Source organism: Desulfonatronum parangueonense, from assembly GCF_054656975.1.
The window spans coordinates 947,115-971,649 of the sequence record NZ_BAAHXH010000003.1 but is presented as its reverse complement, the minus strand read 5'-3'; the positions used below and the strand labels follow the sequence as shown (position 1 = coordinate 971,649).

Annotated in this window: 21 protein-coding genes; 8 read left to right on the top strand and 13 right to left on the bottom strand. The window is 57.5% G+C overall.

The genetic code is table 11. The features are described 5' to 3' along the window. The first annotated feature begins 2 nt into the window (after positions 1–2). The 3 genes from ACYQ15_RS04805 to hypE all read left to right on the top strand — a co-directional run bounded on the left by ACYQ15_RS04805 (position 3) and on the right by hypE (position 2,393). The gene (locus tag ACYQ15_RS04805; protein ID WP_459936387.1) at positions 3–236 is read left to right on the top strand and encodes a HypC/HybG/HupF family hydrogenase formation chaperone; all 234 of its coding nucleotides are present in this window, start codon (positions 3–5) and stop codon (positions 234–236) included. Continuing rightward, complete coding sequence (hypD, locus tag ACYQ15_RS04800; RefSeq protein WP_459936386.1) at positions 223–1,317, top strand: hydrogenase formation protein HypD; 1,095 nt, start codon at positions 223–225, stop codon at positions 1,315–1,317. Before ACYQ15_RS04805 ends, hypD begins: the two co-directional genes overlap by 14 nt. 68 nt (positions 1,318–1,385) lie before the next feature. Beyond that, entirely contained in the window at positions 1,386–2,393 is a 1,008-nt protein-coding gene (hypE, locus tag ACYQ15_RS04795) for a hydrogenase expression/formation protein HypE (RefSeq protein WP_459936385.1), read from the top strand. A 24-nt stretch (positions 2,394–2,417) separates the two neighbouring features. Here the strand turns inward: hypE and ACYQ15_RS04790 are convergent, their stop codons facing one another. The 6 genes from ACYQ15_RS04790 to ACYQ15_RS04765 form a co-directional block, all read right to left on the bottom strand. After that, complete coding sequence (locus ACYQ15_RS04790; protein ID WP_459936384.1) at positions 2,418–3,458, bottom strand: hypothetical protein; 1,041 nt, start codon at positions 3,456–3,458, stop codon at positions 2,418–2,420. Positions 3,459–3,471: 13 nt separating this feature from the next. Continuing rightward, complete coding sequence (locus tag ACYQ15_RS04785; RefSeq protein ID WP_459936383.1) at positions 3,472–4,575, bottom strand: mechanosensitive ion channel family protein; 1,104 nt, start codon at positions 4,573–4,575, stop codon at positions 3,472–3,474. 84 nt (positions 4,576–4,659) lie between these two features. After that, positions 4,660–5,307, bottom strand: a complete 648-nt coding sequence (locus ACYQ15_RS04780) for a YkgJ family cysteine cluster protein (RefSeq protein WP_459936382.1) — start codon at positions 5,305–5,307, stop codon at positions 4,660–4,662. Between the two features lie 238 nt (positions 5,308–5,545). Further along, positions 5,546–7,027 carry a GGDEF domain-containing protein gene (locus ACYQ15_RS04775; protein WP_459936381.1) on the bottom strand — a complete coding sequence of 494 codons (1,482 nt, stop codon included), beginning with the start codon at positions 7,025–7,027 and terminating at the stop codon, positions 5,546–5,548. A gap of 312 nt (positions 7,028–7,339) precedes the next feature. Beyond that, complete coding sequence (locus ACYQ15_RS04770) at positions 7,340–8,086, bottom strand: GOLPH3/VPS74 family protein (RefSeq protein ID WP_459936380.1); 747 nt, start codon at positions 8,084–8,086, stop codon at positions 7,340–7,342. Positions 8,087–8,126: 40 nt separating this feature from the next. Next, positions 8,127–8,639 carry a nitroreductase family protein gene (locus tag ACYQ15_RS04765; RefSeq protein ID WP_459936379.1) on the bottom strand — a complete coding sequence of 171 codons (513 nt, stop codon included), beginning with the start codon at positions 8,637–8,639 and terminating at the stop codon, positions 8,127–8,129. A gap of 529 nt (positions 8,640–9,168) precedes the next feature. Between ACYQ15_RS04765 and ACYQ15_RS04760 the strand changes: the two genes are divergently transcribed. The 5 genes from ACYQ15_RS04760 to ACYQ15_RS04740 all read left to right on the top strand — a co-directional run bounded on the left by ACYQ15_RS04760 (position 9,169) and on the right by ACYQ15_RS04740 (position 16,335). Next, complete coding sequence (locus ACYQ15_RS04760) at positions 9,169–11,166, top strand: MASE3 domain-containing protein (protein WP_459936378.1); 1,998 nt, start codon at positions 9,169–9,171, stop codon at positions 11,164–11,166. Further along, positions 11,166–12,626, top strand: a complete 1,461-nt coding sequence (locus ACYQ15_RS04755) for a sigma-54-dependent transcriptional regulator (protein ID WP_459936377.1) — start codon at positions 11,166–11,168, stop codon at positions 12,624–12,626. Before ACYQ15_RS04760 ends, ACYQ15_RS04755 begins: the two co-directional genes overlap by 1 nt. Before the next feature lie 685 nt (positions 12,627–13,311). Further along, complete coding sequence (locus tag ACYQ15_RS04750; RefSeq protein WP_459936376.1) at positions 13,312–13,725, top strand: response regulator; 414 nt, start codon at positions 13,312–13,314, stop codon at positions 13,723–13,725. Between the two features lie 24 nt (positions 13,726–13,749). Beyond that, positions 13,750–15,780 carry a HAMP domain-containing methyl-accepting chemotaxis protein gene (locus tag ACYQ15_RS04745; protein ID WP_459936375.1) on the top strand — a complete coding sequence of 677 codons (2,031 nt, stop codon included), beginning with the start codon at positions 13,750–13,752 and terminating at the stop codon, positions 15,778–15,780. A 51-nt stretch (positions 15,781–15,831) separates the two neighbouring features. Continuing rightward, positions 15,832–16,335, top strand: coding sequence for a chemotaxis protein CheW (locus ACYQ15_RS04740; RefSeq protein ID WP_459936374.1), 504 nt, complete (start codon positions 15,832–15,834; stop codon positions 16,333–16,335). 346 nt (positions 16,336–16,681) lie between these two features. Here ACYQ15_RS04740 and aroC read toward each other — a convergent pair whose 3' ends face one another. The 7 genes from aroC to ACYQ15_RS04705 all read right to left on the bottom strand — a co-directional run bounded on the left by aroC (position 16,682) and on the right by ACYQ15_RS04705 (position 24,388). Continuing rightward, positions 16,682–17,737: a chorismate synthase gene (aroC, locus tag ACYQ15_RS04735; protein ID WP_459936373.1), complete on the bottom strand. Its 1,056-nt coding sequence runs from the start codon at positions 17,735–17,737 to the stop codon at positions 16,682–16,684. Then, positions 17,734–19,719, bottom strand: coding sequence for a polysaccharide biosynthesis protein (locus ACYQ15_RS04730; RefSeq protein WP_459936372.1), 1,986 nt, complete (start codon positions 19,717–19,719; stop codon positions 17,734–17,736). Before ACYQ15_RS04730 ends, aroC begins: the two co-directional genes overlap by 4 nt. Before the next feature lie 180 nt (positions 19,720–19,899). Next, positions 19,900–20,574, bottom strand: a complete 675-nt coding sequence (ccsA, locus tag ACYQ15_RS04725) for a cytochrome c biogenesis protein CcsA (protein WP_459936371.1) — start codon at positions 20,572–20,574, stop codon at positions 19,900–19,902. 45 nt (positions 20,575–20,619) lie between these two features. Further along, entirely contained in the window at positions 20,620–21,291 is a 672-nt protein-coding gene (locus ACYQ15_RS04720; protein WP_459936370.1) for a heme exporter protein CcmB, read from the bottom strand. Next, positions 21,284–21,970: an ABC transporter ATP-binding protein gene (locus ACYQ15_RS04715; RefSeq protein ID WP_459936369.1), complete on the bottom strand. Its 687-nt coding sequence runs from the start codon at positions 21,968–21,970 to the stop codon at positions 21,284–21,286. Before ACYQ15_RS04715 ends, ACYQ15_RS04720 begins: the two co-directional genes overlap by 8 nt. Before the next feature lie 21 nt (positions 21,971–21,991). Beyond that, a complete protein-coding gene (locus ACYQ15_RS04710) occupies positions 21,992–23,896 on the bottom strand; it encodes a heme lyase CcmF/NrfE family subunit (protein WP_459936368.1) in 1,905 nt (634 codons plus the stop codon). 72 nt (positions 23,897–23,968) lie between these two features. Further along, the gene (locus tag ACYQ15_RS04705) at positions 23,969–24,388 is read right to left on the bottom strand and encodes a cytochrome c maturation protein CcmE (protein WP_459936367.1); all 420 of its coding nucleotides are present in this window, start codon (positions 24,386–24,388) and stop codon (positions 23,969–23,971) included. Positions 24,389–24,535 lie beyond the last annotated feature (147 nt).

Sequence of the window (24,535 nt, the reverse complement as noted above, 5' to 3'; positions counted from 1 at the left end):
GCATGTGTTTAGCCGTACCCATGGAAATTAAGTCCATCGATCAAGACCTGAATATAGCCTACGTGGAAATCTCCGGGATCAACCGCAAGGTCCGTCTGGACATCATCGACTACCCGGCAAAGGTGGGCGATTACGTCATCGTTCACGCCGGTTTCGCCTTGCGCCGGTTGGACCGTGAGGATGCCCTGGAAACCATAAAGCTCTTCCAGGAAGGTTTTAACCTTGAAACCAACTGATCCGCTGATCAGATTCAAGGATCCGGTCCTCTGCAGAAATCTTCTGGACCAGATCCGCTCAGAATTGACCGACCCTCTGGCGTTCATGGAAGTCTGCGGAACGCATACCATGGCCATTTTCCAGAGCGGTCTGCACTCCCTGCTGCCGCCGGAAATCCGGCATCTTTCCGGGCCCGGCTGCCCGGTCTGCGTGACCCACGAGGGCGAGGTGGCGGCTTTCCTGGAAATGGCCGCCAAGGACGACGTGATTATCGCCACTTTCGGCGACCTGATCCGCGTCCCCGGACCACGGGGAACCAGCCTCAAGCTCGCCCAGGCCGAGGGGTGCCGGGTCGAGGTCGTCTATTCCGCCTTTGATGCCCTGGCCCTGGCCCAAAAACATCCCTCGGAAAAGGTCGTCTTCCTGGGCGTCGGTTTCGAGACCACCGCTCCGACAGTGGCTGCCACGGTCAAGGTTGCCGCGGAACAGAGACTGGACAATTTTTTTGTCTTCGCCATGCACAAGCTCGTACCGCCGGCCCTGGCCGCCCTGCTCCAGGACCCGGAAGTCAAGGTCGACGCTTTGCTCCTGCCCGGCCATGTTTCCACGATCATCGGCACCGAGCCCTACCGGTTTCTGGCAGCGGATCACGGCGTACCCTCCATCATCACCGGATTCGAGCCCCTGGACATTCTCCAGGCGCTTCTGCTGATCATCGAGCAGCGCAAGAGCAACCAGCCGGCCGTGGTCAATCAATATTCCCGGGCCGTGGCGGATGCGGGCAACCCGCAGGCCAGAAAAGTCATGTCCGAGGTTTTCGCCGTATCCGATGCCTTGTGGCGCGGTCTGGGCACCATCCCGAACAGCGGTTTGGCCTTTCACGGCAACTACCGCCGCTTTGACGCCCGCGAGGTGCTCGGCGTGGAAGTCCAGGATCTGCCTCCTCTGCCCGGCTGCCGATGCGGGGAGGTGCTCAAGGGCAAAATGAAACCCAGCGCCTGTCCCCTGTTCGGCAAAGCCTGCACTCCGGCCAGTCCGGTCGGGCCGTGCATGGTTTCCACGGAAGGAAGCTGCGCGGCGTACCACAAATACGCACTCTAACCAGCCTTCTGCCACCCCGCGTCTCCGGCGCGGGACAAAACAACACTCTTCCTCTTTCTCAACTTCCTATGCAAAATACCCGACTTCTTCTGGACACCGGCAGCGGTGGCAAGGCCTCGCATCGCCTGATCAAGGACTTGTTCGTGAAGCACTTCAGCAACCACGTGCTGGACAAGATGGACGACGCAGCTCTGATCAACGTGACCGGACCGCTGGCCATGAGCACGGACACCTTTACCGTGACGCCGTTGTTTTTTCCCGGCGGCGACATCGGATCGCTGGCCGTGAACGGCACCGTGAACGACGTGGCCATGCTCGGGGCCAGGCCGCTGTATCTGAGCTGTGCCTTTATTCTGGAAGAGGGACTGGAGATGTCGGACCTGGAGCGGATCGTGCAGTCCACGGCCCAAGCCGCGGCCAAGGCCGGCGTGAAGATCGTGACCGGAGACACCAAGGTCGTGCCCCGGGGCGCCGTGGACAAGATGTTCATCAACACCACGGGCATCGGCGAAATCATGGTCCAGCCCTGCCCCCAAGGCCACCGGGCCGCACCGGGCGACGCGATCCTGGTCAGCGGGACCATGGGAGACCACGGCCTGACCATCCTGGCCACCCGTGAAGGATTGAGCTTCGAGGCGCCCATCCAGAGCGACTGCGCCGGGCTTGGGCACCTGATCGCCAAACTGCTGCAGGCCATTCCGGAGATTCACGTCCTGCGCGACCCCACCCGCGGCGGACTGGCCACCACGCTCAACGAAATCGCCGGACAGTCCGGGGTCCAGTGCCTGATCCGCGAGGACGCCGTTCCCGTGAACCCGGTGGTCGCCGCCGGATGTTCCTTTCTCGGCCTGGATCCTCTTTATCTGGCCAACGAGGGCAAGCTGATCTGCATCCTGCCCGCCCAGTACGCTGAACAGGCCCTCTCCATCATGCGCGAGGATGAACTCGGCCGGAATGCCGTGCACATCGGCGACATCACCGACGACCATCCCGGCAGGGTCGTCCTGCGGACGCCCCTGGGCGGCCACCGGCTGCTGGACATGCTCGAGGGAGAGCAGCTCCCAAGAATTTGTTGAGATTCTTTTTATTCCCTTCGGTGCTCACCGTTCTGAAACCGCCGCCAGCACCATGCTCAGCTCCCGGCAATGTTCCTCAAGCCGCGGGAGAATGATCGTCAATTCCGCACGGGAAAACTTGTCCAACAGCGGTTCGTAGCCGTCCAGCAGTTCATCCGGCGCAAAGGACGGCAATAGGCGTGCCAAAGCAGCCAGTGACTCCCCACTGGCGCCATGTTCTCCGAGCGATGCATAGAATCCCCGGACCGCGCTCTCCACTACAGCGCGATCCATCCAGACCCATTCTCCGACTCCGTCCTCCCTGTCCAAACGCACCCGCAAGGCCATATCCAGGACAAAGGCAAACAATGCCGACAAAGGATTGTCCGTCACCACCAGAGGGCCGTAGTCCCTGGCCGTGATCAGTCGCACATCGACGGCCTGTCCTTCCCAGCGAACAATGAAATCACCCGCCGCATGGCTCCAGGGATGAATCCCTGCCCCGGTCTTCGGGTCAAGGCACAGCGTCAGTATACGGCCGACCTGAAAGTAAACCTTTTCCAACTCCGGTTCACCCAGGCGGCGAAGCCCTCGGTCGTGATCCCAAAGTGAAAAGCTCCCGTCGCCGCGGACATGGAACTCGTGAAACCCTGCAAACCAGGGAACAACCAGTAGCGATGCGGTCTCGTCGGCCATGGCGTACAGCGGCCGGGGCAGAAAGGAAGCACCGGGCTTGTCCCGCAGAAGACTGAGCACCTCTGATTCATGCTGCAGCGCCTGTTTGCCGCGCTCTGAAATGGCGACCAGCAAAGCGAATTTCGCGGCTGTGCCATCCCGCCATGTCATGCTCAGGCTCGCCGGATGATACAGCGCCCCATGTTTTTCCGCCCGGACCGAAATGCTTGTCGCCCCCCCCTGGGCTTTCAGGAAGGTTCCCAGAGACCGGAGAAGACGCCCGTCGTTCCTCAGCAAAGCCTGACGGATGAACGTAAAGTATTTGCCGTAGCTCGTGCCCTGATCGCAGCCTTCCAATTGGATGCGCAGATCCTCTTCCGTCACCAGCAGGTCGCCATCCGGGGAGGACACGAGACATGAAATCTCAGGCGGGCAATTCGGGTTTATCATGCAAATTTTTATTCATTTCGGCCCGTACTCTGGGCAGGGCCTGGGGGTGTTCACGCTGGATGTATTCCAGCAGTTTCTCACGAACGTGGCAGCGCAGATCCCATGCCGCTCCGGCATCCTCGGCGCTCATCAAGGCACGCAGTTCCACGGTCCGGTCAGTGGCATCCGTGACTTGCATGCCCCAGACCCGACCGTCCCAGTTCGAACTCTCCTTGAGTATTCTGTGCAATTCGGCCCGCACCGCATCCACCGGAACGGAATAGTCCGTGTACAGGAAAACCGTGCCCAGAATTTCCGACGTAGCCCGGGTCCAGTTCTGGAACGGCTGCTCCATGAAAAAGGTGATGGGCACGATCAACCGTCGCTGATCCCAGATGCGGACCACCACGTAGGTCAGGGTGATTTCCTCGATCCGGCCCCATTCCCCTTCCACGATGACCACGTCGTCCAGCCGGATGGGCTGGGTCAAGGCGACCTGGACTCCGGCGAACAAGGTGGAGATGCTGCGCTGGGCCGCGAAACCGGCGATGATACCGATCACGCCGGCGGAAGCAAGAAGGCTGACCCCGATCTGACGGACATTGTCCAGAGTCATCAGCATGGAGGAGATGGCAATTACGGAGATGATGAAAATCAGGATCCGCCGCAGGATGCCGATCTGGGTATGCATTTTGCGGGCTGTCAGGTTATTCCTGGCACTGATCTGAAAGCCTCGCAGAGCCGCTTCCTGCAGCAGCGACGTGAAACGGATCAGGGACCAGGCAATGGCCAGGATGAACAGGATGCTCAGCACATGCCGGAATGTCTCCAGCATTTCCTCCGGCATGACCAGATTCGGCGCAACCAGCATCAAGACCAGCAGCGGAAAAAGCAGTCGCGAAGGCGCGGTCAAATGCTTGGGCACCAGCGCCAGGAGCTTGTCCGAGTCCGCGGGAAAGAGGCGGTGCAGCACGTGAAACAGTATCCCGTGGAGAAACAACCCGATGGACAGCGCAACGAGGATGGTGGTTACGGCGACGCCCAGCCCCCACCAGTCCACTTCCCAGAAATCATTCAATACAGCATTCAGTTCCAGCATATCTCGTCAAACCCTTCATACGTGAGACGCCTGGCCTCAGCACCTTTGGCGCCTCATGCCATGCTGCTCACTCAAGCAACGGGCTCAGCCCGCTTGTCTTTGCGCATCAAAGAGGCGCATTTTTTTGGCCAACTCCTTCCAGTTGCACTGCTGAAGCACCCGGACTTGGCGATGGATGTGGTTCTCGTTGATGGCGATCTCCTTGTCCCGATCATCAGTGATTCCATAAAAGGGGAGCGTCACCCAGAACGCCTTGTTCTTGTAGGGATCCAGGGGGGTGAAGACATCATCGCGCCGATTGTAGAACGGATCTTCGTCTTCAGCGCAGGGTGTGTCGAAGACGTTGAATTGACGGCAGGCCATGGGACGAAGTTCATGGACGGCGCAAACGTCATTCACCAGAAAGGGACAAGCTTGCCCTTCCTGAAAATTTTCCAGTTGGGCGATCAACAACTCCCGCTCCTCACCAAAAACCTGCTCCGTACAGTACCAGGCCATCCCAGCCATTTCCAAGGGATAAACCGGGACAGCGGCATGGATGCGGCAACAGCTGGCACATCCTTTCTTGCATGCCAGTGTTCTTCCATTCGTGGAAACCTCTTTCGATATTCCCTCATCGACGCCGTGATCCACAATGGAATAGGCGTCCAGCAACAGGGACAGCCAGGTCAGCTTCGTCTCGACATCGGGAAAGCGCAGTCGTTTTTCAGGATAAACATTGCCCACTTCCATATTATCCTCCAAAATGAGTATCATTTTTACTCTATTGAACACGTCGCTCAAGATAAACGTACAGTCTAACAAGCAGAGTCGTTTTGGACAACCTTCCAGGGGTTCATCAATCCGGATGTCGATTCAACAAATCATTTGGCAGCCCCCCAAAAAAAAGAGCATGTCGGCTCAGCCGAACATGCTCGAATAGCTGCATTTGCTCCTGATTCAGTTCACGTGTCGCAAGAGATGCCTTTTGTCACGCATATTGCCGGCTCTCCTCCTCCGCCTCGCCGGCCAGACAGACCATGTTACGGCCGTTTGCCTTGGCCCTGTACAGCGCGGCATCCGCCTCGCCCACCAGATCCACGTCTTTGGCGAACAGCCCTGTTTCCATGGATGCCAAGCCGATGCTCGCGGTGACCTTGAAGAATTTTCCCTTGAAGTGAAAACGACGCCTGGCAATGGTTTCCCGGATTCGTTCCGCCAGGATGGCCGCCTGCTCCTGCGTGGTGTGCGAGAGCAGAATTACGAACTCTTCCCCGCCAAACCGAGCCGGAATATCTGAACTTCGCAGGATGTCCCGGAGCAGTCGCCCGATATCCTGCAAAACCAGGTCCCCGGCCTGGTGACCATAGGTGTCGTTGATGCTTTTGAAATAATCCAGATCCATCATCATCAGGCTCAGCGGAATCCGATAGCGTTGATGGCGCTTCACCTCTTGCACCATGCGCTCGTCAAAATAATGACGATTGGGTAACCTGGTCAAGGCATCCCTGTCCGCTCGGGAGCGCATTTGCTGAAAAAGCAAGGCGTTGCGCAACGCCAAGGCCAGGTGGTTCACCGCGGCCAGGATGGTCTGCAACCGGTCACGGCCCAGACGGGAAATTTTTTCCGAGGCAATGCTGATGCAGCCAAAACTTTTTCCGCCGAATCGCAAAGGGAGGACGAGGACATCATCCTCCCGGACATCTTCGATGACATTCATGCTCTCGATTTTCGACATAAAATTAACATGGTAGCCGGTAATCTTCTGGTCGGCATGTTTCGCGGCGTGTTCGAGCAGAAAATGAATCATCTGATCCTGGATCCACTTGCCCGAATGCTCATGAATGAAAATTTCCGCCTCCAATTCCTGGTTCTGATTGCTTTGCCAGAAGATCGCATCCACGCTTTTCACCGGCAAAAGAATGCGCAAATCTTCATGGGCCTGGTGCAGGATTTCGATCGTATCCAGTGAAAAGCTGGCATTGGTAAGAATCTTGTTGAAGAATTGCAGCAGATCAGCCTGACGGGAAAGAATTTCACGCTCCAAACATATTTCCCTGGCCATGTGGTACAAGTCCTTATAGAGCCCCTGGGATTCCATAAGCTGGTCCACAAGCGCCTTCACCTTCTCCGGTTCAAAGGGATAACGGAGCACGCTGGAGAAACCGGCATCCACGACACGTTCCAGATCGCCCTGGGCAACGGGTGCATCCAGGATCAGCACACGTGGGGGAAAACTTTCATCGGCAAAAGAAAATCGGGTCAACTTTGCGATTTGTCCGTTCACTCCACGCCAGGAAACAAGAGCCATCAGCTTGCTGCCCATGTCTGGACGACCATTCCCGGAACAGGGAAATACAAATCGTTTCAAAGAGAACTCCGGTCCAAGAATAGCTTGCATTTCCTCTTCTTCTCGTGGACCAAGCCCTATGGCCAAAACTTCGGTCCGGCTATGGGATTGATTCTCTTGCATAATAAACGCCTCTCCTGGTTTGGAATCTCGATACATTCAGTCGGATCGATGCAATACCAAGGCCAAAAAAGGCGGATGCCAAGAAAATGGTATCAAATAATGTCACATATCTTCAGGTTTTGTTCCAGATAAGTTCGGAATGGGGAAATAATGAGTGTCGGTGAAGAGACAGCAATATGCAAAGGCGAAGCAAGGTCCGCCTCAGCGGATGGGACAGCGCCCATGCACTTCGGAATGCCGCGATTGGTCCCCGGCAGGGGCAGGTCTCGCTCCTGCCGGGGGAACGCTTCGGGATGAAGATGGGGAATCAGATTACATCATTGCCGGCATGGACGCGGCCACGGCCAAAGAAATTTCATTGATGGAACGGGATACTTCACGGCCGATCAGATCCAGTTTGGCCAGTTCCGTGATGCGAGGCCGCAAGTTGTTCAATTCTTCAGGGGTAAAAATTTCATCAAACAATTGACACGCGCTGACAAGGCTGACCAGCACGGCCTCCCGCGGGTCAGGGATGTTGTCGCTCATGATCAATTCGCGCAGGCGGGTTTTTACTTCCTTGACTTCCCGATCATCCATCAGCGGATAGCGACGAACGGCAAAAACCCACAGAATCTTACGATTCTCGATCTTCAGGACGTCTTTGTTCACAAGCTGTCGCAGAACATGATCCTGCAAATCCCGCATATGCCAGGCCAGTTCCGTCAGCCAATAGGTGGTGCCGCACTCCGTACGCGAAGACGCCAGACGCTCCAGCACGAGATCCAGCAGTTCATCGCCCGTGGGTTCGGTATTGATTACCTTAAGCGTATCAAGGTCCGTGTCGATTCGGTCCAGCAGGGCCAATTCCGTGAGCAGCGCCCCAACCAGGGCATATCGCAGGGCCTGAGGCGGCAAGGGTTTGATTTTTCCATTCTGGTCATCCAGAGCCAAGAGCAGGATTTCTTCCGCAAAGGTCAACATAGGCATGTCCTTGATGTTCATGGCCATCGCAAAGTGCGAGAGCGAATCCTCAACCGGTTGTCTTTTCTCGGCAAATGCATCCCGAGATGAATCCATCTGCCTCTACTCACTCTCAGGTCATGATTCAAGAAGAATACTACCAGCCATTGCGGTGTACCCGCTCTTCCTTGTACCGGTCCTGGCGCTTGAATTCCTGTAACGGCCATCCCAGGGGAACAACGGCATGGGGCTCCACGCCGTCCGGCAGTCGGAGTATCCGGCGCACGGCATCCATGCGCTCCTGGATCGGGCAGACCCCGGTCCAGACAGTCCCCAGCCCGAGACCACGCGCTGCCAGGAGCAGATTCTGAACCGCGGCGGCCAAATCCTGCACCCAATATCCGGGGTACTTTTCCAAAGCCAGTTCAGCGCAAATCACGATCCCCATCGGCGCATCGCGCAGCATGCCGATATATGGATGAATCCGACTCAACTCCTCCCTCAGAACCGGGTCCGTGACCACCACGAAATGCCAGGGCTGAGCGTTCCCGGCGCTGGGGGCAATCATGGCGGCGCCAAGAATCTTGTTGAGGTCCTCATCACTCACCGGCTTGTTGGGGTCGAATTTGCGAATGCTCCGCCTGGTATGCAAAGCTTCAAAGAGATCCATGATCGACTCCTTGGTTAGGGGTGGATTTTTTGAACGCATATTTTCATGAACCGGAACGCATCGCAAGCCGGACCTCAGCAGAAAAGCTATCCCAATTTGCTCCCGGAAACACACAATTGATTCAACTTTGCAATATTTCATAATCGCACTCGCAATCGAAATCGCAGTCGAAATCGAAGCGGTATCGCAATAGTTCATTATTTTTTATCGATTTCGATTGCGATTTCGATTGCGAGTGTACAGGACTATTCATCTTCAGTTACAGGCAATTGGAATTCGAAGATAACAAGAACATTGGCGCCGATATTTGCATAATCTGTACTGGTAGGCCAATTATGACCGGGAGCAGTCATTGGATTGTCAGGTTTTGAATAGTGTCGTACTGCCTGCATTTCAACGGCGTGTCCCGTTCTTGGCTTGCGAAGCGCGTTCCGGGTGATGTTCTATTCCGGACAGACGACGCAGGCGGATAATTGCGCAATCTGCACGAAAACCAAAAGCAATCCAAGTCCCTATTGCATTGTTTCCCATGAATAGTCGCCAAAACATTCCGCGGCAATCGGTTTCGCGGACGATCTTCAAGTCATCCGATTTCATCTGGTACCTCCTCGGTGCGGCAACGCTGTCCATGCTGTTCATTGTCAGCAGGTACAATTTTCTGCTTTTCCACGGTATTGCCGAATTGTTCTCCATTGCCGTGGCCTGGGCCGTGTTCATACTGGTCTGGAACGCTCGGCGCTACATCAACAATGACGCCCTGCTTCTGCTCGGATCCGCCTATTTGTTCATCGGGTTCGTGGATCTCCTGCATACACTGGCTTTCAAGGACATGGGCTTCTTTCCGGATGAATGGGGCACCAACCTGCCGACCCAGCTCTGGGTTGCGGGTCGGTACATGGAAGGCCTTGCGCTGCTGCTCTTCTCACTCCTGTTGGGACGCAGAATTCCCCCCTTGATCGGATTGGCCTTCTGGGCCGGTCTGACCGCGCTCTTGCTGGGCATGATTTTTTTCTGGTGCGTTTTTCCCGATTGCCATCTGGAGAGCATCGGCCTGACGCCCTTCAAGGTATGGAGCGAGTACGTCATCTGTCTTGTCCTGGCGGCTGCCTTTGGCATTTTGTATCGAAAACGGGCCATGCTGGACGAGAAGGTCTACAGGCTCATGGCAGGATCCATGGCTGTAAGCGTCGCCGCGGAATTGACGTTCACCACATATTTGGGCGTCTTTGATATTTCCAACATCATCGGCCATTTCCTGAAAATCATTTCCTACATGTTCATCTACCTCGCCTTGATCCGGTCCGGGCTGACCAAGCCTTTTGATCTCCTGTTCCGGGAATTGGAGCGTGAGAAGGCTGTGTTGCGGGAGACACAGCGCCATCTGAGCCTGATCGTGGATACGGTTCCAGCTCTGATCTGGCAAAAGGACCATAACGGAACATATCTCCAGGCAAACAAAACCTTTTGCAAGACTCTCGGAATTTCCCAGGAACACATCCTTGGCAAAACCGACCATGACATCTTCCCGAGAAAGATTGCCGACAAATTCCGTGAAATAGACCTGGAAGTACTGCGTACGGGCACGGAACAGATGGGCATGGAGGAACAATACGCCTCGATATCAGGCGTGCATGGCTGGAGGCTCACGGATCGCATGATCTTTCGCAATCAGAATAATTCTCCAGCTGGAATCATCGGCTTTGCCAAGGATATCACCCAGCACAAGACAGCGGTGCTGAAAGCCGGCGAGCAACAGGAACAACTGCTCCAGGCCGCGAAAATGACCGCACTGGGCACTCTGGTGGCCGGCGTGGCCCATGAAGTGAACAATCCCAACAACTTCATCATGCTCAACGCCCCTCTTCTGGAAAAATCCTGGCAGGACGCCGTGCCCGTTCTGGAAGCGCATCAGGAACGGCACCCGGAATTCACCCTGGCCGGAATTCCCTTTTCGCAAATGCGCGGATATGTAGCGGAACTTTTTTCCGGTATTCACGAAGGCAGCAAGCGAATCAAACGCATTGTTTCCGAACTGAAAAATTTCGCGAGGCAAGCCCCGCCGGATATGAATCAGGAGGTTCAACTGAATCAGGTGATCGAAGCCGCCCTGGTCATGCTTCGCAAAACCATCACCCAGCATACAAACCAGTTCACCGTTTCATTGGCGCCGAATCTGCCGTTGATCCGGGGAGATTTTCAGAAGCTGGAGCAGGTGGTCGTCAATCTGCTGATCAATGCATGCCAGGCTCTGCCGCATAAAGATCACTGCATTGCCCTGGAAACCTTCCCGTGCAACAAAGGGAGTCAAATCGCGATGCGCGTTACCGACAACGGCTGCGGCATCCCTCCGGATATTGTCGGCCGAATCTGCGATCCTTTTTTCAGCACCAAGCAGGACCACGGCGGCGTCGGGCTGGGCTTGACCATTTCCATGGCCGTGGTCCAGGACCATGGAGGTCAGATGCTTTTTGATTCAGCACCGGATCTGGGCACAACCGTCACCGTCTACCTGAACGTTCCTGCATAATGCCTCTCACTCCCTCGAATCATCCCATATTCATCGTCGATGACGAGCAGCGGCTCCTGGAAGGAGTGAACTACACGCTGCGTTCGGCCGGTTATGAGGAAATCACGACCTTCAACAACGGACGGGAGATCCTCTCTCTTCTCCCCGACCTTGAATGCTCCCTGGTCCTGCTGGACTTGTACATGCCCGACATTTCCGGAGAAGAAGTATTGCTGCGACTTCGCGAAGAGTGCCCGCATGTCGTGGTGGTGGTCATAACCGGGGTGGATGAAACAGAAACCGCCGTGCGGTGCATGAAGGCCGGAGCATTCGACTATCTTGTCAAACCCGTGGAGCCGGAACAGCTTGTCGCCACGGTCCGGCGAGCGTTGAGCCATGCTGTGCTGATTCGACAGAATTTCAGCCTGCGCCAACGACTTCTTTCAGGCAAACTGGAGCATCCCGAAGCCTTTGCCGGAATCATTACAGCGAATCGGAAGATGAACGCGATTTTCCAGTACCTGGAAGTCGTCGCTCCGGCATCCGATCCGGTTTTGATCACCGGAGAAACCGGAACAGGCAAGGATCTGATCGCAACAGCCCTGCATCAGGTCAGCGGCAGGAGCGGTCCGCTGGTCGCCTTGAACGCGGCTGGTCTGGATGACAACATCTTCGCGGACACGCTGTTCGGCCACGTCAAGGGGGCATTCACCGATGCCGCGGTCCCACGTCAAGGCATGGTGGAGCAGGCCCGGAACGGCACCTTGTTTCTGGATGAAATCGGGGATTTGACGATGTCTTCCCAAATCAAGCTCCTCAAGCTGATCCAGGATCGTGAATTCTATCCGCTGGGAGCGGACAAACCGTGCCGAAGCAGGGCCCGAATTGTCCTGGCCACGAACCGGAACCTGGAAGTCGAAGTGCGCCGGAATCGGTTTCGCAAGGATCTTTTTTACCGAATCAACACCTATCACGTGCACCTGCCCCCGCTCCGGGAACGCCCCGAGGACATTCCATTGCTGGCCGATTATTATCTCAGCCAAGCTGCCGAGGAGTTCAAAAGTCCTTTCCGGCATATTGAACCGAGGCTGAGAAGTTTCTTGCAGGCCTACAATTTCCCGGGCAATGTCAGGGAGCTGCGTGCCCTGATCTTCAACGCCGCGGCCCATGGCGGACAGGAAGTCCTGATCCGCAGGCTGTCCCGGCTGCTCAAATCGCCGCACGTACCTGCCATCGAGGACAATACCCGCTCTGAAAACACCATGCAGTTTCCCGATCCGCTGCCGACCATGGATCAAACCATTGACCTGCTGGTTCGGGAAGCCATGCGCCGTGCTCACGGAAATCAGGCCGCGGCAGCGCGCATGCTCGGCATATCCCGCCAAGCTATGCACAAGCGAGTGCACCAGGTAACGCTGGAAAATCAGCGACCTCCCCTTCTGTCAACTCATGTTGACAACTGCGCTGTCAATAAAAACTGACAACGTATTTCGTAACTATTCAGCACATCCGGCACATGACCAGTCCCCACTCTGGATTCCGGCTTTCGCCGGAATGACGGATCGGAGCAAGCTGTTTCAATGTTAGTCATACCGGCGAAGGACGGTATCCATATCTATATTCTCGCTCTGCTGAGTAGTTACCGTATTTCAACAGAACAACTCCGCACATCCTCTCCTGACAGTGGCACAGCGACGCTCTTCGCGCGGTGGTCTTGCTGCATGTCCGTTTCGAATCCTGCATCTGATGATGAATGTCATCCCATGTCCCCCTTCCGCATCCGTCAACATGGGTTGACAAAAGATCTCCTCCCCGCCCTCACCTTTGGTTGAAATTGAAAGGCTGCAAGAAATTACTTCATTATTCCGTGATGATAAGAAAAATACCTGACTTGGTACAATCCCTGCTCAAGAGATCCTAATCCGGAATACCCAAGTATCTGCAGTACAGATCGTAACTTACTCAGTTCATCCGAGAAAAATCGGACTGGATAGCGATAGCGCCGGCCTTCGCCGGTATGACTTAACTTGGAAAGGACGTGGTGTGATACGTCATTCCGGCGAGTGACCACAGAGTATGTGCTGAATAGTTACTACAGATCTTGAGTAAAATCGGGTCAGACCTTCCAACCCGCTGACAGCGGCACTGCAATCGCAAAGAGTGGCCATGGCTTCCAAAAGCATCCTGATTGTCGAAGACGAATCGAAGTTTCGTTTTTCAATATGCCTGGTTCTCCGTCAGCAGGGCTATTCTGTTTACGAGGCCGGACACGGAATTGAAGCCATGGCAATCCTGAATGAACTTTCGGAAAGCAATCACAACGTTGATCTGGTCATTACGGATATCAGAATGCCGCGGATGAGCGGCATCGAACTGATGGAAGCCCTCACCGGAAAATCGATCATGTCACAAATACCAAAAATAATCGTCATGACCGGTTATGACCACAATGAATATGCTTCAAAGCTACGAGCAATGGGCTGTTGGAAAATCATCAACAAGCCTTTTGATGCGGACGAGTTGTTGCGTGAAGTTGCCTCTGCCTTGAGTGCGGAGACAATACCTGGTTCCTTGCCGTAAACACGTCTAACAGGAGAAGGTGGCATGAAAAACATGAAGCTGGGGCTGAAGATTGGAATGGGATTCGGCTTGCTGATCCTCATAGCTTGTCTTTTGGGTGGAATAGGCGTCTGGAACATGAAACGCGTGGAAACCGAGGCCACCCGTCTGGCCGTGGCCTATGTTCCGGAAGTGGAGGTGGCCAATGAGCTGGAACGGAACACCTTGCAGCTGATGTATGCGATCCGCGGGTATGGATTTACGGAACAGGCCCAATTTCTTGAGGAAGGGAGGCGGGAGGCTGCGGAAGTACAGCAGGCCCTGGCGGATGCCCAAAACCTGGCCGAGCGCCAATCGCTGCCCGCTCTGCGGGAGAACGCTCGTGTCGGCGCGGAACGCTTGAATGCCTACTCCAACCTGATCGACCAGACCGTGGCTCGAATCCAGGCCATGAACACCGACCGCCAATCCATGGATACCAGCGCAAGCCAGTTCATGCTCAGCGCGGAAAACTTCCTGATCTCACAAAACGAGGCCATGACCGCCGAGATCCGCACCGCAGCAGCCGCGGCAAGTCTTCAGGAGCGATTGGAGAAGATCAATGGAATCAATGATGTCATTGATCTCGGCAATGCTGTCCGGATCAGCGCCTGGCGGGCCCAGGCGGAACGCGACCCGGGCATCATCGAAGAAGCCATGGCCGATTTTGCCCGCATCGAACAAACATTGACCATGATCAGGTCCCGCACCTTTCAGGAGGCTGATCTGCGCCAGATTGCCGCGATTCAGGATGCGGCGGCCGGTTACCAGAACGCCATGAACTCCCTGCTCACGAATTGGCGGGATCTGGACCAGATCGGCGTGCGCCGCACCCAGGTCGGATACGAACTTTTGACCTTGGCGGAAGAAACGGCTCAACTGGGCCTGAGCGAAACCCAGTCCATCGCCGACCAGGCCGTGGTCAATCTGGGCCGGGCCTCCATGATCATGATCATTGGCTTGGCCGTGGCCCTTGTTCTTGGTGTTTTCATCGCCGTATTCCTGACTCGGGCCATCACCCTGCCCGTGGGGCTGGGTGTTTTCTTTTCCAAGGAACTTGCCGAGGGCGAGCTGGACGCCAAGCTGGCCGTGGACCAGAACGACGAAATCGGCATCCTGGGCAAGGCCATGCAGGGCATGCAGAACAAGCTGCGGGAGATCGTCGGCGAGGTCAAATCGGCTTCGGAAAACGTGGCCTCGGGCAGCGAGCAGCTCTCCGCCTCGGCCGAGCAGATGTCCCAGGGCGCCACGGAACAGGCCGCGGCCGTGGAGGAAGTCTCCTCAAGCATGGAAGAGATGACCTCCAACATCAAGCAGAACGCCGACAATGCGGCCCAGACCGAAAAGATCGCCCTGCAGGCGGCCAAGGACGCGGAAAGCGGCGGCAAGGCCGTGGCCCAGACCGTGACGGCCATGAAGCAGATCGCGGACAAGATTTCCATCATCGAGGAGATCGCCCGCCAGACCAATCTCCTGGCCCTGAACGCGGCCATCGAGGCGGCCCGCGCCGGCGATGCGGGCAAAGGGTTTGCCGTGGTCGCCGCGGAGGTGCGCAAACTGGCCGAACGCAGCGGTACGGCAGCCACGGAAATCAGCGAACTCTCCACGTCCAGCGTGCAGGTGGCCGAGCAGGCCGGGGAAATGCTGGTCAAGATCGTCCCGGACATTCAGCGCACGGCAGAACTGATCCAGGAGATCAACGCCGCCAGCCGGGAACAGAGCATCGGCGTGGAGCAGATCAACAAGGCAGTGCAGCAACTGGATCAGGTCATCCAGCAGAACGCCTCGGCAGCCGAGCAGATGGCCTCCACCTCCGAGGAACTCTCCAGCCAGGCCGAAGAACTGCAGGCCACCATGGCCTTCTTCAAAATGCGCGGAGACATCGGAAGCCGCGCTCGTTCCCCGCAGGTGCGAAACGTCAGCAGTTCGGCTCGCAACATCCTCCCGGCAAAGCCGGCCGCCGGCAAGCAGCCGAAAAATGCCGGATTTGCTTTGGACATGGCTGCTGAAAAAGATGACGAGTTTGAAAAATTCTGATCAACGACGATAATCGCCAGCCATAGAAGATCCTTATTCGGGAGGTAAGAAATGAACGAGAAACTCAGCAAAACGTTGAGTCAATATCTGACGTTTACGTTGGACAGGGAACTGTACGCCATGGACATTGCCAAGGTGCGCGAGGTTCTGGAGTATACGGAAATAACGCGCGTGCCGCGGACTCCGGAGTTTCTGCGCGGGGTGATCAATGTCCGTGGCCGGGCCGTTCCCGTGGTGGACATGCGCCTCAAGTTCGGGTTGAGCAAGACCGGGCAGACCGTAAACACCTGCATTATCATTGTGGAAGTGGATGTGGATGGTGAATCCACCATCCTGGGAGCACTGGCCGATTCGGTTCAGGAAGTCATCGACCTGGAGCCTGATCAGATCGAGCCGGCGCCGCGTCTGGGCACCAGAATCAAGACCGAATTCATCGAAGGCATGGGCAAGAGCGCGGATCAATTCATCATTATCCTGAACATCGACAAGATCTTTTCCGCGGAGGAACTGAGCGTGGTTCAAGAGGTGGGCGAGGAAGAAGTCCAGGTTGCGTGACGATGCCGCGAATCATCCGCTGACAACCCGGTGATCGACTTGATCCAAAAAGAAACGCCGTAACTGCGCAAAAACTTGTGGCAATCAGCGGGTTGAATCCAGGGAGCGCCGCACCCCATTGCGGCAGCGGTGTAACGCACTCAGGACAAAGTTCCGGCTGGAGCGTGGCCCCAGTAGCTGAATCACGAAACTCCATCCCGGAGACACTCCTTGCACGTTAAACCTCATCGCCCGACCTTTTTTAGCAGTTACGAAACGCCTTCCTGCTTCATGAGCGGGAAGGCGTTTCTTGTGGGTTGCAAAAAGGGATCAAGCGGGTGATTCAGCCAGACGCGACATACCCGCATCATGGATGTTGCATGCGTTGCAGCAGCAGCATGTCCGCCAGGGTCAGGCAGACCATGGCCTTGAGCACGGGGACGATACGGGGAATGGCGCAAATGTCGTGACGGCCGCCGATCCGCAGTTCCTGCTCCCGGCCCTGGTTGTCGATGGTAACCTGGGGCTTGGCGATGGAGGGAATTGGCTTGACCGCGGCCCGGATCAGCACGGGTTGACCTGAGCTGATGCCGCCGAGAATGCCGCCGGCATTGTTCGTGGCAAATCCGTCAGCCAGAATCGGATCATTGTTCTCGCTGCCCAGCATTCGGGCGGCCTGAAAGCCGGAACCGATCTCCACGCCTTTGACCGCGCCCACGCCCATTACGGCGCAGGCCAGGCGGGCGTCCAGCTTGTCCAGGACCGGCTCGCCAAGCCCCGCGGGGACTCCGTCGGCAACGATCTCCACCACTCCTCCCAGGGTGTCTCCCGCGTCCCGGACATTTCTGATCCGCTCCTCCCACAAGGAAACAACATCGCTGTTTGCGGCAAAAAAAGGCCGTTCCGCCGCGGCCTCCGGATCCACGGAACCGGCGGCAATGCCGCCGAGTTCGACGGTGTACGCCGTCACGGCAATGCCCATGGTCGCCAACAATGCTCCGGCAATGGCGCCGCCCGCCACCCGACAAACGGTTTCCCGCCCCGAGGAGCGTCCGCCGCCGCGATGGTCGCGGATGCCGTACTTGGCCTGATAGGTGAAGTCGGCATGTCCCGGCCGATACATGCTCTCCAGCCGACCGTAGTCTCGGGAACGCTGATCCTCGTTGGCAATGTAAAACCCGATGGAGGTTCCGGTTGTCCTGCCCTGGAACACGCCGGAGAGTAGGCGGACCAGGTCCGACTCCTTGCGGGTGGTGGTTCCCAGCCCCTGCCCGGGCTTGCGGCGATCCAGCTCCTGCTGGATCATGTCTTCATCCAGGGCAATCCCCGCGGAACAGCCGTCCACAACGCCGCCCAGTCCGGGGCCATGGGATTCGCCGAAGGTGGTCAGGCGAAAGACCCGGCCGAACGTGTTCCCGCTCATGCCGCCTCCTCTGAAATCCGTTGCGGGGCAGCGCCCGACGGTTGCGCATTTGCGGCCCCGTGATCGCCCTCCTGCCCGGTCAGGAGGCATTTGGTCTCCTGAATCTTGTATTCAGGCACCATGCGTCGCAGGACGTCCTTGACGGTTCCGGCGTCATGATTACGTGCGGCAACCTGCAGTTCCTCCAGCAGGGCATGGAACAAGTCCGCTTCCTGTTTGCAATCCGCCTCGGTCCGACACCCGTTCTCGAGCAGGACCATGATCTTTTCGTGGCTTGTGCTGTCCACGCCCTCGCTGTCGGTGATCAGTTCCTCGAACATCTTCTCGCCTTCCCGCGGACCGGTGATCACGATGGGGATGTCCACGTCCGGCTCCTTGCCGGACAGGCGGATCAGATCCCTGGCCATGTCCAGAATGCGCACCGGCGTGCCCATGTCCAGGACGAAGATCTCGCCGCCCTTGCCCAGGGTCGCGCTCTGAAGGATCAGCTGCACGGATTCGGGGATGGTCATGAAATAGCGGATCATGTCCGGATGGGTCACGGTGACGGGCCCCCCCAGTTCGATCTGCCGGCGGAACAGGGGAATGACCGAACCGGAAGAACCGACCACGTTTCCAAAGCGCACGGCCATGAACTTGGTTTGCCCGTTCTGGATGCGGCGCAGCAGCAGCTCGGCCACCCGCTTGCTGGCCCCCATGACGTTGGTCGGGCGGACGGCCTTGTCCGTGGAGACCAGAACAAACCGTCGCACGCCATGGGCCAGGGATTTTTCCATGACCACCCTGCTCCCGACGATATTGGTCCAGACCGCCTGCCAGGGATTGTTCTCCAGCATGGGCACATGCTTGTAGGCCGCGGCGTGGAAAACCACCTCCGGCGTGTAGGCGGCAAACAGATCCTCCATCAGTTCGACATCCTGGACCTGCCCCAGCACCGGCACGTATGCCGAAAAACGATGCTCGTGCTCCAGTTCCATCTGGACAGCATACAGATTGGTCTCGCTGGAATCCAACAAGATCAGGTTTTCCGGTTTGTAGCGAATAATCTGACGGCACAATTCGGAGCCGATGGAACCGCCGCATCCCGTGACCAGAACACGCTTTCCAGCGAGAATGCCGCGAATGCCCTCGTCGTCCAGATGCACTGCGGGACGGCCAAGCAGATCCTGGAAATTGACCTCCCGCAAGGAACGCACGCTGACCTTGCCGTCGATGATCTCGCCGATCACCGGCAGGGTCTTGAAGGGAACGTCCACCTCCTTGCACAGTTCGACGATGCTCCGCATCCGGGTGCCGCTGACGGACGGCAAGGCGATCAGCAACTCATCGGGCAAAACCTTCTGCACGACATACGGCAGCATGTTGATCTCTTCCAGAACCGGAACGCCATGCAGGGCCCGGCCCTTCTTGTCCGGATCGTCGTCCAGGAATCCGACCACGTGATGGTCCAGGACCGGGTTCTCGATGATCTCACGCAGGATCTTTTCACCGGCATCGCCGGCGCCCAGAATGAGCACGCGCTTGCCCTTGGGAGTGCGCCGCAAGGGAATGCACCAGGGGAAATTGCGCACGCTGCCCTGCATGGTGTAGCCGGAGCGGATCATCATGCGCAGTCCGCCGGCAAAAAGCATGGTAAACGCGGCATCCAGCAGAAAGACCGTCCGTGGATAGCCCTCCAGACGATTCCAGGTGAACATGGCCGCGACCAGCAAAAGACTGCTGACCAGCGAAGCCTGAACCACGTGCCACAAGTCATCCAGTCCCGTATACCGCCACATCCCGCGATACAACCCGAAAATGGAGAACAACACCAGCTTGATGGGGATGGCGACCACCAGCAGTTGGACCATCTGGGCTTGATAAAATTCATCGACCTGAAAATCGAACCGAATCAGATAGCCCAGAACGATGGCCATGGTGAAGATCAGGCCATCGATGAGGAGCATCAGATAGAGTTTGGGATTGGTCAATTTATGGATCATGAAAATGGCGGACGTTCAAGATGGTCGAAAAGCGCTGAGACCTGTTGTCCAGCCGATCGCAGGTACCGGCTGAACCGTGCATGGTGAAAATCTACACGAAACACTCGATAAACTAAAGGAGTGGACGGGAACGGAGATACTGCAAGGGAATGAACGGTGCAGGTACCGACATTTCAGGAATCAGAGCCGTGCCGACCAGAGGCTGTCCAGCCGCTGGGTCGCGGTAATCTGTCGTGTCCGCACGATCAGCAGGACCAGCCAGAGCACGCCCATGGCGGCAAGAGACGCGCCCATGGCATGCCACATCTCCGGTTCCATGCCCCCGCCGGAGGAGGTGATCACGGAGGGATGAATGCTGCGCCACAAACGGGTGGAGAAAAACACCAGGGGAATGTCCACGAAGGCCACGATTCCCAGGACCGCGCACAGGGTGCGGCGTTTGACATGAGGCAACGGCGATGTCCGCAGGATCAGGTATCCCGTATACACGAACCACATGATCAGGGCCGTGGTCAGCCGCGGATCCCAGGTCCACCAGACGTTCCAGATCGGGCGGGCCCACAGGGAGCCGGTGATCAGGGCCAGACCGCTGAACAGGACTCCCAGTTCCGCGGCGGACCCGGCCAGGGCATCCCAGAAGTCGTTTTTGCGCAGGAGCACCCCGACACTGCCGACAAAGACCAGAAAAAAGCTGAGCATTGCCCACCACGCCAGGGGCAGGTGGAGATAAAAAATCTTCTGCACCAGGCCCATGGTCAGTTCCACGGGAGCGTGCAGCCAGATGACCAGATGGGCGATCACCAGAAGAAGCGCGGCGATCGCGGCGAGATAGGAGAGATAAGGAATTTTTTGCATATCACCTGTTGGTTGATCCCAATTCGGCTCGCACCGGAACAGCCCTCATCCTTCCCGAAAAACCAGGGGGAAAAGGATCAGCGCGACTGCGGTAAAAAGCGCGTCGAATGCCAGGATCAGGACCAGCCATTGGGTTTCGTCATGGACTCCCGCGCCGGAAAGCAGGCTGCCGCCGACCTTCACCCCGCCGAGAAGCAGGGGCACCAGGAGTGGAAAGAGGATCACGCTGAGCAGGGATTCCCTGGCGGCCTGGCCCTGGCTCAACGCGCCCAGCAGCGAGCCCATGACCACGAGCCCCAGATTCATGGAAGCGACGAGCCCAAGGGCCCAGAGCCATTGTCCGTGCAGGGACTGGCCGAGAAAGACCACCAGCCCGAGCAGGAAGAAAATCTGGGCCAGGAAAAGGAGTACGGCACCGGCCAGGGCCTTGCCCAGAAAAACGGTTCCCGGAGCGATGGGCGCCAGCAGCAGGCCCAGGCGGACGCTGTTCGCCTCTTCGAGGTGATACAGCGCGTTGAACAGCAGGACAAGGCCGAAAACCGAGGCCAGCCAGAAGATGGCCGCGGCGGACTGGCCGCTCATGGTCTCCCCGATGGGCAGGGAAAGACTGAAGACGAAAATGATCAACAGTCCCAGCAAAACGGTCTGCACCAGCCCCAGGCCCAGGCCGAGCATCAGCCGCAAATCCTTGACGGCCAGGATCAAAAACCTAGGCATTGGCGGCCCATTCGGAGTAGTTTCGGGTGGTTCCGAGAAATGCCGGCCCCTTGTTTTCCAGAACCAGTACCCGGTCCGCCAGCAGGATGTCGCGCTGGGCGTCATGGCTGACCCAGGCCACGGCCGCTCCGCGGGATCTGGCCTGACTGATCTCGCGGTCCAGGATGTCCCGCGACGCGATATCCAGACCGGTGGCCGGTTCGTCCAGGAGCAGCAGCCGGGAATTGAGCAGCAGGATGCGCGCCAGGCTCAGCCGCTGGGCCATGCCCCGGGAAAAGGTTCCCGCCCGTTCCAGGGCCGCGACTTTCAGCCCGACCCGGTCCAGGACGGCGACCACCGCGTCCGAAGTCGGCGCCAGGCCGTGCATGCGTCCCCAGAACAGGAGGTTATCCATGGCCGTCATGAAGGGGTACACGCAGGTGCCGTGGCCCAGGTAGCCGATCTCCCCGTTTTCCAGGGCCCAGTCGATCTCGCCGCCGGTGGGCGTCAGCAGGCCGGCGATGATCTGCAGCAGCGTGGACTTGCCTGCTCCGTTGGGCCCCAGAACCAGCAGCACCTCGCCGGGCACGACGCGCAGACTGACGTTCCGGAACACGAGGCGGGCGCCGAAGAAATGGCTGACCTTGCGCAGATCGACCAGGCCCGTGGAATTGCGCTCCATGCCTCGATCAGATGTCATGACCTGATGGCCGCGGCCTGATCAGGCCGCGGCAATTTCCGTTTCACGCCGCACGCCCTTGTTGGTCCGCAACGCGACAAAGCCCACCAGGCAGAGTACGGTCCCGCCGATCCAGACCCAGTTCACCAGGGGATGTGTGCTCATCCTCAAACTGATGATTTCGTCCTCGGTAAATCCCAGCAAAGTGGCATAAAGTTCCTCGCCCAGGCTGAACCGGGTGGCGATCTTCGCATGGGGACGGTCCCAGGTCCGGTAGCTGCGCCGCTGGGGCAGGAGTTCGCCAATGACCTCGCCGTCCCTGGAAATCTCCAGCCGGGCGGCATAGACCATCATTGCCGGAGTGCTCCACGTTTCAATGCCCTGATAGGTGATGGTGAAGTCCCTGATGGTCATCGACTCTCCGGGGGAGAGAATCGCATCGACTTCCGTCTTGTAAGGCCCGGAGAAAGCGATGCCCAAAACCATCAGCGCCACTCCGAAGTGAACGCCATATGCGCCCCAGGCGGTGCGCCGGCGGCGAATTCCGGGTTCCAGGATAAACAGCATTCCGATACTGACAATGATTCCCAGAGCGGCGCTGGCACTGACGAGGGCCAGTGGCAGACGGACACCGCCGAACCAGAGCACCACGCCCAGGGCCACCCAGACCCCGAGCAATGCAGCCACCCACTTTCCGTGGCGCATGCCTTCCTTCCACTGCACCCAGGGGCAGAAGATCAGGATGACCGCGATCACCGCGAAGAGCGGCAGGCAGACCCGGTTGTAGAACCCGGCGTCCAGTCCCATGGGGCTGTCGCTCCAGATGGAACTGATCACCGGCCAGAAGGTACCCAGCATGACCACGAGTCCCAGGGTCAGCAAAATCCAGGCCGTAATCACGAGCAGGCCCTGACGGCTGAGCAGGCCGCTCAACTCTTGATTGTCCCGGCTGGGTCCGAAAAAGAGGATCAGCCCCGTGAGGATCATGCTGAAAATCATGAACAGCACCAGCGGCGTTCCCACCCCGCCGTCGCCGAAGGCATGCAGGGAATCGATCACCCCGCTGCGCACCAGGTAGGTGGCCATGAAACACAGAACCAGAGTCAGGACCATCAGGAGCACGTTTGTCTTGCCCAGGGCCTTGCGCCCCTGCCCGACGATGGCGGTATGCAGAAATGCCGTGGCGCTGAGCCAGGGAATCAGCGAGGCGTTTTCAACCGGGTCCCATGCCCAGTAGCCGCCCCAGCCCAGTTCCAGATAGGCCCACCACCCGCCGAGGATGATGCCCATGGAGAGAAATATCCAGGATACCAGGGTCCAGTTGTGGCCCACCTGAATCCAGGATTGCTTTTCGCCGACAATCCAGCAGGCCAGAGCCAGACAGGCCGGAATGGTGAACCCGGCGTATCCCACAAACAGGGTGGGCGGATGAATGATCATTCCCGGATGCTGGAGCAGAGGGTTCAATCCCTGGCCGTCCAGGGGCGCGGGAGAAATTTCGATGAACGGATTCTGGACCCCGGTGAGCAGGTACATGAAAAAAGCCTGCACCGCGAGAAAGAAGATCCAGAAAAAAACCTTGGTCTGGCTTCCCAGCCCCTGGTACTTGGGTGAAAAGACCCAGAGCGTGCCGAAAATGACCACCAGCCAGGCCCAGAACAGCATGGAACCGGCCTGACCGGCCCAGAAGGCGGTCAGGGTGTAGAACATCGGCAGGGTCAGGTCGGAATAGCGGCTGACGTAGACCAGTGAAAAATCACGGCTGTAAAACGCATAGAACAGAAAAAACGAACTGATGGTCACCAGGGTGCAGACCACGATCTGGGAGTTCTCCACCCAGGCCAGAAGGCGCGACCTGCCCTCCCATGCCTGGTAGATGCAGGCCGCGGCACCCAGCACAGAGATCAACAGGGCCGCCAACAAGGCAAAATACGGAATGATGTGCATGAACAGTCTCCAAAAAAAACGGCCCGCTCATCTCATCCGCGGACCGCTTCTGCAAAAGAATGGAAAAAGATATCAGCCGGAACGATTCTCCGCCTCATACTTGGAGGGACACTTGGTCATCAAGGTCTTGGCATGAAAGTACCCGGCCTGGACTTGGTAACCGCCCTCCAGAATCACCTCGGCCCCAGGCACGAAAAGGTCCGGCACCACGCCGCGAAACTGAACGGGAATGCGCTTGGAAGGATCGTCGCTGTCTTCCAGAAGAAACTGCACTCCCATGTGATCCGCGTCGTACGCCAGCCCATCGTTGGCCACGGTTCCAAAAAGGCGGATCTGGCGAATATCTTCGGCGGGCATGGCCAAGGCTTCGGATACGTTGAGGAAATAGATGCTGTTCTGCTTCAATCCGGTCATCAGCAACGTCCCGAAACCGGCAATGAACAGAACCAAAGCGACGGCATACACCATGCGCGAATTTTTTGTTTTTCTCATGAACTGTTCACCTCATGGATAACAATTATAAAGTAACGGACCATAACTATTTCCGCAACGTCTGACAAGAGTTGGCGTGGCTTCGATAAAAAGAAATGGAGCAGCCGGACCGCATAAAGCAGAGTCACAATTCACTCATGCGATACC